Origin of the sequence: Nostoc sp. NMS2, from assembly GCF_017115105.1 — a bacterium.
Lineage (GTDB): Bacteria > Cyanobacteriota > Cyanobacteriia > Cyanobacteriales > Nostocaceae > Nostoc.
This window is the reverse complement of the sequence record NZ_JABXKH010000133.1, coordinates 1-4057: the sequence shown is the minus strand read 5'-3', so window position 1 is coordinate 4057 and position 4057 is coordinate 1. Positions and strand designations below refer to the sequence as shown.

Annotated in this window: 3 protein-coding genes; 2 read left to right on the top strand and 1 reads right to left on the bottom strand. The window is 42.5% G+C overall.

Features of this window, described 5'->3' with window-relative positions:
* The first annotated feature begins 972 nt into the window (after positions 1-972).
* Both HWQ36_RS23595 and HWQ36_RS23590 read left to right on the top strand, forming a co-directional pair.
* Complete coding sequence (locus HWQ36_RS23595) at positions 973-2244, top strand: CHAT domain-containing protein (RefSeq protein WP_292707027.1); 1272 nt, start codon at positions 973-975, stop codon at positions 2242-2244.
* Entirely contained in the window at positions 2196-3074 is an 879-nt protein-coding gene (locus HWQ36_RS23590) for a hypothetical protein (protein ID WP_292707025.1), read from the top strand. The genes HWQ36_RS23595 and HWQ36_RS23590 overlap by 49 nt, the downstream gene beginning before the upstream one ends.
* Before the next feature lie 228 nt (positions 3075-3302).
* Here HWQ36_RS23590 and HWQ36_RS23585 read toward each other — a convergent pair whose 3' ends face one another.
* Positions 3303-3848 (bottom strand): NADPH-dependent FMN reductase, encoded by a 546-nt coding sequence (locus tag HWQ36_RS23585; RefSeq protein ID WP_292707023.1) that lies wholly within the window; start codon positions 3846-3848, stop codon positions 3303-3305.
* Between the last annotated feature and the right edge of the window lie 209 nt (positions 3849-4057).

Genomic DNA, 4057 nt, shown 5'->3' with positions numbered 1-4057 from the left:
TTTATCCCCTAAACACTTGCTATTTTACAGGTTTTAGGGGATGAATCAGCCCTGCGCAGCATGGGGGTTAGAAGAATTACAACGAGTCATAAAAATAATACGCTTGCGATGGAATAATGTAAAAATGGCAACTTTATACTCAAAAATATTGCCCGCGAGGCAATATGGAAAATCGTCTCAAAGAACAAAAATTAGTCTATCTTTAAATAGACTCGGTTTTTACTTTGAACTTCTCATAATCTGTGGAAGTTTGATAATGTATTAATTAAGTTATCCTAAATCTGGCTAACCCAAGTGTTTTTTTCTCGCTCGTGATAAATCCGGGAATACGGTTCAGTTAAGGGCTAGTGGCAAAAATTTTGGGTTTTCGAGACGCGATAAATCGCCGTCTCTACAAGTGTTTTGGTCTGATATGAACTGTATTGACTTATACCAACTTAAAAAATGATCTGACAATTCAGGTCATCTAGAAAATCTCTCTGCTTTTAGGCTACGGTGTACACACATCTTTCTAGAAAACCAAAATCGTTGAAGATCCCCCTAAATCCATGCCACTTGCTCATGGGGGAAACCCCCAAGACCGCAGTGGCTCCCCTTAAAAAAAGGGGGGTTGGGGGGATCAGAAGCTTGTAGGGCAATGTTAGAAGACTTGTGTGTACACCGTAGGATATGGGAGAAGGGAAGCTAGAATTTCAAAGTCCCTCTCCCATATCTGGGAGAGGGATTTAGGGTGAGGGCGAAAACTACGGTTCTCAACTTAGATGAGGTTTACATCTTTTGTATCGCATCGTTGCACACGCCTCCTCAATCTGAAATTTACGTGTGTTCCACAGTACTGACATACAATTTTTTTAATATATCTTAGGTAAAATTCCGCTTAAACCCAGTATCATTAGCTTCGGAATTGGGGATAGTGTGAAATCGGCGGGGGATGCATTTTTGAACCTTCCGAGATTGTTATCTTTCTGGAAGATGAAAGACCGCGCTCGGAAAATTGGTCAAACGAGCGGTTTCAATTTGTTAAACAGACTTCAACAGGTAACAGATAATAATGTGCGATTCCATTTGATGGGGCACAGTTTTGGATGTATTTTTGTTTCCGCTACCGTAGCAGGTACCCAAAATAACAAATTAATCCGTCCAGTTAATTCTCTTGTGTTAATACAAGGCGCTCTATCACTTTGGTCTTTCTGCTCAAATGTTCCTCATAGAAACAATATTCCTGGTTACTTCCGCTCCATTATTACCGAAGGTAAGGTTGCAGGGACGATTGTTACTACTCAATCGAAACATGATAAGGCTGTGAAGAATGCTTATCCTATGGCGGGAACACTGGGAATATTTGGGGGACAAGATATAGACTTTGACGTTAATAGTGAGACATTCCCCAATGTAGGTGGCATTGGTTGTGATGCCGTATTCCGTAAACATCAATCTCGCACAACCACTATGCAAAAAGGTAAAATTATTGGCGATTGCGACAAATTAGTTACCTGGTACAAACCTAAAAGTTGTCCAAAAGGATTAAGTAAGGATGAGTTTGATGCTTTACCTCCTTCCATTACTGTGCGAGAAATTTACTATTACATTGTTATTCCTGGTTTTCGTACTCAACAAGTCAGCTTAATTACTACTCTTTTAGATAAAGCAACTTATTCTCCTCTCGAAATTGTTGGACTTTACGGTAAACGTTGTGATGTTCTAGCAACTGTTCCTGAAGCCATTGGTTTACCCACACTAGACGAATTGTGTACCCAATTGAGCGATCGCAATAAACAGTACACCTTACTACACTTTGTCAGTCACGGCAGAGTCCTAGATAATGGTGAAACCGTCCTCTACTGGTCAAAAGCTGATAATACTGTAGAAGCGATCGCGGCAACACACTTACTAGATCGGTTGCGCCCATTATGTGGAGCCAAAGGGCTACCGCACTTTACCTTTCTGTGTACTTGCGAGAGTGCCAGTCCTGATGCTGAAGGATCTTTAGGGGGATTAGCGCAAAGATTAGTGCGGGATTTGGGGATGCCTGCGGTGGTAGCAATGACTGATAAAGTCACAATCAAAACAGCCCAAACATTAGGAGAGAAATTTTATAAACAACTCAGAGCATCGGGGGAGGTGGACTCCGCCTTGCATGAAGCTACAGCCGCCTTAGCAGAACGCGGTGATGTTACAGTTCCAGCATTATTACTTTGTCATCCCCAGAACAAGACCAAGTTAAGAATATCTTCATCCGCTTAACTCGCTTGGATGAAAGCGCCGGAGAGAAACGTCGGGATACCAGACGGCGAGTTTGGTTAGATGAAATAGTACCATTCGGTGGTGATTTGGCAAGTACTAAGCAGTTGGCTGGTGAAGGGGCGCGATTGGTAGTTACGAGTATACAAGAGTCTACAAATCGAGAAGAGGTAGAGGTGGCACATGAAGCCTTAATCCGCTACTGGCCACGGTTGCTCAAGTGGTTAGATGATAACCGAATTAACTTACAACTGCGCGAAACTATCCGTCAGGCAGCTTTGGATTGGGAAAAGCTGCAAAAAGTAGTCGATCAGGTCAGAGAACGCAATAGTTTCACTGGACATCAAAATATTGTAAATAGGGTAGTCTTCAGCCCAGACGGTAAAACTCTCGCCTCTGCCAGTGATGACAAAACTGCTAAACTCTGGGATTTAAATGGTAAGGAATTGCAAACTTTAAAAGGGGATGAAAAAGAGGTAAAAACTGTTATTTTCAGTCCAGATGGTAAAACCCTAGTTACTACTAGTGAAGATAATACTGTCCAGTTCTGGGATTTAAATGGCCGAAAACTAAAACGCTTTAACAATCAGCTAGAGCTTACAAGTGTTGTCTTAAGTTCAGATGGTAAAACTCTGGCTACTGCTAGCAAAGATAATACTGTCAAACTCTGGGATTTAAATGGCCCGAAACCAAAAAATATTAAAAATATTAAATATAAGGGAAATGAACACAGTATAGTTTTCAGTCCAGACGGTAAAACTAACGCAAAGCGTCTCCAAGAGTTGCGCTGTAGTGGAGCATCTAGCGTGTGGGGTAAAACGCCTGTGGGATAAGCGTTTGCTCTTAAGTTGACACCAATGGCATCTCGCCCGCCCGTTGTCAAAGGCGCTCATGTTGCCCACCCCACAAGATTGGATAACTTATTTGTTGGAAATCCCTTATGTGAGGTACACCCGTAGGGCACGGTATGCCGTGCCCTACACCTTGCGATATAACGTTGTACCGCATCTGAATGGGAACCGCTACAAGTGTAGGTTGGGCAAAATTTTGTCCACCTACAACTAATTTACGCCTCGCAGCTTGCGAGTGTTATCAACTAAACTCTGAGCAAATTGATCAAATCTTTGAGACAGTTTCTCATCTATAAGTTTACCTTCAGGACTGAAGGCACCCCAAGCTTGTCCGATCGCAATTTGTTCAGGGATAGACCAACAATGCACCCATCTGGTAATTAACCGTAGTTCGTTTAGAGCGTTGCTATTAGACTGACCACCCAAGACACTAATAAATCCTGTCACTTTATCAGACAGTTGCTCGAAGCTCATCAAATCCAGAGCATTTTTTAGCACACCACTAACCCCACCGTGATACTCAGGTGTGGCTAAAATCAATCCATCTGACTGACTGACAGTATCCTGCAAACGCTGAACATCCGGGTATTCTGGATACTCCTTAGCGCCAGTGCAAAACGGTAACTGCAACTGGCGTAAATCAAGAATTTCTACCTCTGCACCAAGGGCTTCTACCCTTTGCACTGCTACTTGTAAAGCAATCTGCGTATAGGAGTTTGGTCTTAAACTACCACCAATACCAACAATTCTCACCATAATTAACCTACAAACTATTAACTAGCTACTATCACCAGATTTCTTAAAAAACGGAATCGTTATGACTATGCTTATCTTAGCGATTTGTGTCAGAATGTGTCAAATTAACATCTATTGGCCAAACAGGGCATGAAGAAGAGACAAGGGAGACAAGGGAGAGGGGGGAGACAAGGGAGAGGGGGGAGACAAGGGAGAGGGGGGAGACAAGG